At 22.6% G+C, this 3,679-nt stretch carries 5 protein-coding genes; 3 read left to right on the top strand and 2 right to left on the bottom strand.

From position 1 onward, the window contains the following. Window positions 1-356: 356 nt before the first annotated feature. On the bottom strand, window positions 357-731 hold the full coding sequence (locus tag BGI41_RS07140) for a transposase (protein WP_088539926.1): 375 nt from the start codon (window positions 729-731) through the stop codon (window positions 357-359). Between the two features lie 458 nt (window positions 732-1,189). On the opposite strand from BGI41_RS07140, the gene BGI41_RS07135 reads away from it, so the two are divergent. The 3 genes from BGI41_RS07135 (at window position 1,190) to BGI41_RS08395 (ending at window position 2,422) form a co-directional block, all read left to right on the top strand. Beyond that, window positions 1,190-1,456, top strand: a complete 267-nt coding sequence (locus BGI41_RS07135; RefSeq protein ID WP_088539923.1) for a hypothetical protein — start codon at window positions 1,190-1,192, stop codon at window positions 1,454-1,456. Next, window positions 1,437-1,652: a hypothetical protein gene (locus BGI41_RS07130; RefSeq protein ID WP_088539920.1), complete on the top strand. Its 216-nt coding sequence runs from the start codon at window positions 1,437-1,439 to the stop codon at window positions 1,650-1,652. The genes BGI41_RS07135 and BGI41_RS07130 overlap by 20 nt, the downstream gene beginning before the upstream one ends. A 608-nt stretch (window positions 1,653-2,260) precedes the next feature. Continuing rightward, entirely contained in the window at window positions 2,261-2,422 is a 162-nt protein-coding gene (locus BGI41_RS08395) for a hypothetical protein (RefSeq protein ID WP_158211975.1), read from the top strand. Window positions 2,423-2,451: 29 nt separating this feature from the next. Here BGI41_RS08395 and BGI41_RS07125 read toward each other — a convergent pair whose 3' ends face one another. Next, a complete protein-coding gene (locus BGI41_RS07125; RefSeq protein ID WP_088539918.1) occupies window positions 2,452-3,471 on the bottom strand; it encodes an adenylosuccinate synthetase in 1,020 nt (339 codons plus the stop codon). Window positions 3,472-3,679: the final 208 nt, after the last annotated feature.

Raw genomic sequence — 3,679 nt, 5'->3', positions numbered from 1 at the left:
TTATAATACTAAATATTAATAATAATTTTATAAAAATAAATAAAAATAAAGAATTTTAATAAAAACAAAAACTTTAAAATCAATAATATAAATATCTAAAAAATAATAAATTGTAATATTAATTAAATAAAAAGTATTATTTCAATAAACTTACATAAAGCAAAATCAAGTGAATATAAAGAAAATAGCTAAAATTATTAAAATAAATATAAAAATATAACAATTGTTAAATTTAGAAAAAATAAAAATAAAACCAATAAAAAGAAAATACAATAAAAAATAGTAATTTATATTAAAAAATATATTAAATAAAACTAGAATAAACTAAAAAAATAAAAAATAATTAGCTAATTAACCTAATCGTAAAATTCCTCATTATTTAATAATTTTTTCTCAAAAAGATGTTTAAGTCTTGAAATACATTGACGGGAATAACCAGTTTCTTCAGATAATTGAGTTATTGTTTTATCATTTATATTAAATAAAATATATAACATCATACCCATAGGGATTCTACTTTTATGAAAAATAGTTCCAGTAAAATCATTAAAGTTAGATTTACAATCTTTACAAGAATACCTTCTAACTCTACCTTGTTGACCTCGATTAACTATATTATAAGACTTACATTGAGGACAATATACACCATTAACCCATCTAAGACTTCTAAAAAAAGTCATAGCGACTTTATCATCAGGTATTTTTATTTCAGTATTCTCAGATTCATTCATATTGTTAATTATATAAAAGATAAAATATATATTTTTTGAAAAAAATTTAATAAAAATTACAATAAAACTTTAAAAAAATAATCTAAAAATATATAAAATTATAAGAAAAATTATATTTTATTCAAAAAAATAATATATAAAAAATTCAATTAAAAAATATTTTAAAAAAATTAAAACAAAATAATAAAAAAAGACCTACTCAAAATAATTATAGCTTAATATCAAACATTAAACACAAAACAACCACTGCAATATCAAACATCAAAAATAAAGTTCATTCATTTAATATTTTTAATGTAAAATCTAATTCAAAAAAAATATTTAATAGAAAAAACAAAGTAAATATCAAGGAAAAATCATTTAAAAGTTTAGATAAATTTAATGATTTAGATTATCCCCATATACCTTTAACTGAGGATAACATTCCAAAGGACATACCTAAAAACATAAGAAAATCAATGCTAAAATTTGATAAAAAAATAATAAATGCAAAATATGAATATGGATCTATATTTAATAAAACAACAGGTAAAGCTGGGGAAATAAAAACAAATAATGAAATAAATAATGTGAATCTCTTTAAAAATGAAAACTATGGTAATGACGAACTAATAGTATCACACAACCATTTAGGTTTACAACCATTTAATTATGTAGATTTTAAAGTTATTTCAGAACATAGTCAATTTAATGTTGTTGAAATGCATGTGTACACCCCCAAATGACATTTTCATTGTTAAATTTAAAGAAAAATTTACATACACTGAAGAAATAGACAAAGCTTTAAGAAATCATTTCGCAATAGGTTTTTTAGCAGGAGCCAATAAAGGAGAAATAGGTCAAACTAATCAAATGTGGAATGGGTATATTAATGATTCAATTTTAAACGAATATATGGAGTTTAGGAGGATAAGAAAATGATACCAGAACATATTAAAAAATATATTAACCACTGATCCAGGTGCTTTTAATGATGAACCTATAGTTGATTTAACTAGAAGATATAATAATGGGGAACTTACTGATGAATAATTACTTGAAGATATTGAGGAAATCAGCAGATTACGTAGGCAAGCATCAGAAATATTTAAGAAGAAGAAAAACTTATAATGGAGATACCGGGATTCTAAAGTTTATCAAATTATTGCTACTATTAATGTAATGTTTACTATTCAATCAACAGTATTAATCTATTTGAATTCTCATTTTTTAATCTAATTAATATTTTAATTCTTTTTTATCAATACTGTTAACTTAAGATTTTTTTTGTTTTTTTAAATTTAATATTTTTTTTCTTTTTCTATTTTTTTAAATTTTAATTTGTTTTTTTTATGTTCTATTTGTCCACCTTTATACTTTGAAGGATTATAAAAAAGAAAAAACTAAATGTAAAAATAAAACTTATTTTTTGTCATCACACAGTACTATTTCTATTATTATTATTTCTTTTTTTTCTACTTTTAATTGTTTAAATTTTTAACTAATTTTTTATACAACCTACTAATTTTTATAATAAAATACTTTGGAGTATGATTTTTTCTATGCAAGCAATGACTTATCAACAAAAATTAGAATATGCAAAAATATTACAAAAAATGCATAATATTTATGTAGTTAAAGAAAACTTGTTCTTTGCACATCAAAATAAAAAAAATAGAACAAAAAAACCAATAAAAAAACAAAAAACTTAAAAAAAGTAGAATAAATTAAAGAAAATGAATTATAATAATTCATCTCTTAAATCAATTGTTTCTTTTAAATCAGGACCAGTAGAAATAAGTGTTACAGGACCACCAGTAGCAGTTTGAATATCATCAATAAACTCTTTAGCATCAGCAGGTAAAACAGAATAATCAGTAACACCAGCACAATCATATAACTTATCAACACAAGTTAATGAAATTTGAGTTGTACCATTAATTCTACAAGATTCTTTAGCAAGATCAAAATCAAATAAACCTACTCTTCTACGTCTACCAGTTACAACACCATATTCTTCAATACCTTTTTCAACAGCTTCTTCTTGAGAAATTTCAGTAGGGAAAGGTCCTGCACCAACACGAGTAATATAAGATTTAAATACACTAATTACTTCATCTACTTTAGTTGGTCCTATACCTACATCTGCAGCAAAAGTACTAGCACAAGTATCTTTACTAGTCACAAATGGATAAGTACCATAGTATAAAGATAATGCAAATCCTTGAGATCCTTCAATAAATACATCATTACCTTCATCAAGTGTTTCATTAACTTTTAAAGAAACATCAGTAATATAATCTTCTAATTCAGGAATATCTTTTGCTAAATCTGCAATTCTTAAAACCCTATCAGAATTTGCAGGTCCACAACCTGATCCAGTACTACCAATTTTATTAGATAAATAATCAGAGTGTTTATCTCTTTCACGGTGTTCTGGTTTAATAATAGCACAACGACCATCAATTAAAGTTCTACTTTTAACATCGTATTTTTTTAAATAATCAAATTCATGGAAAAGTACTTCAGGATCAACTAAAACTCCTGCACCAACAAGAAGTTCAGAATCAGTGTTTACAAATCCAGAAGGAATAAGTCTTAAACCATATTTTTCGCCATTAAATTCAACAGAATGTCCTGCATTAGGACCTACACCAGCACGAGCAATAATGGAAGGATTATCATTCTTACAGAAGTAGGTAATACATTTACCTTTACCTTCATCTCCCCATGCACCACCAGTTAAAATACTACAAGTCATTTAAAATCTCCTAAATAAAATAATAAATAGTCTTAAAAAATTTGTAAAAAAACCCTTTTTACATATTAATATAAATTTAAAAAATGTTTTTATCGACCATTACAATATTAATAATTTACTATTAATAAAGTTTTAGAAAAAATTTAAAATATTTATAAAAAATTAAAAAATAAACTATTATAAAAAAATTATTAAATTAAAATAAAAT

It is taken from the genome of Methanobrevibacter sp. 87.7, assembly GCF_002208625.1.
Lineage (GTDB): Archaea > Methanobacteriota > Methanobacteria > Methanobacteriales > Methanobacteriaceae > Methanarmilla.
This window is presented reverse-complemented; position numbering and strand designations above follow the sequence as displayed.

What these genes read in the sequence shown, in the direction of transcription:
- BGI41_RS08395 (WP_158211975.1), top strand. Translation starts at nt 2,261, where the DNA reads ATGATTTTTTCTATGCAAGCAATGACTTATCAACAAAAATTAGAATAT.
- BGI41_RS07140 (WP_088539926.1), bottom strand. Translation starts at nt 731, where the DNA reads ATGAATGAATCTGAGAATACTGAAATAAAAATACCTGATGATAAAGTC.
- BGI41_RS07135 (WP_088539923.1), top strand. Translation starts at nt 1,190, where the DNA reads ATGCTAAAATTTGATAAAAAAATAATAAATGCAAAATATGAATATGGA.
- BGI41_RS07125 (WP_088539918.1), bottom strand. Translation starts at nt 3,471, where the DNA reads ATGACTTGTAGTATTTTAACTGGTGGTGCATGGGGAGATGAAGGTAAA.
- BGI41_RS07130 (WP_088539920.1), top strand. Translation starts at nt 1,437, where the DNA reads ATGTGTACACCCCCAAATGACATTTTCATTGTTAAATTTAAAGAAAAA.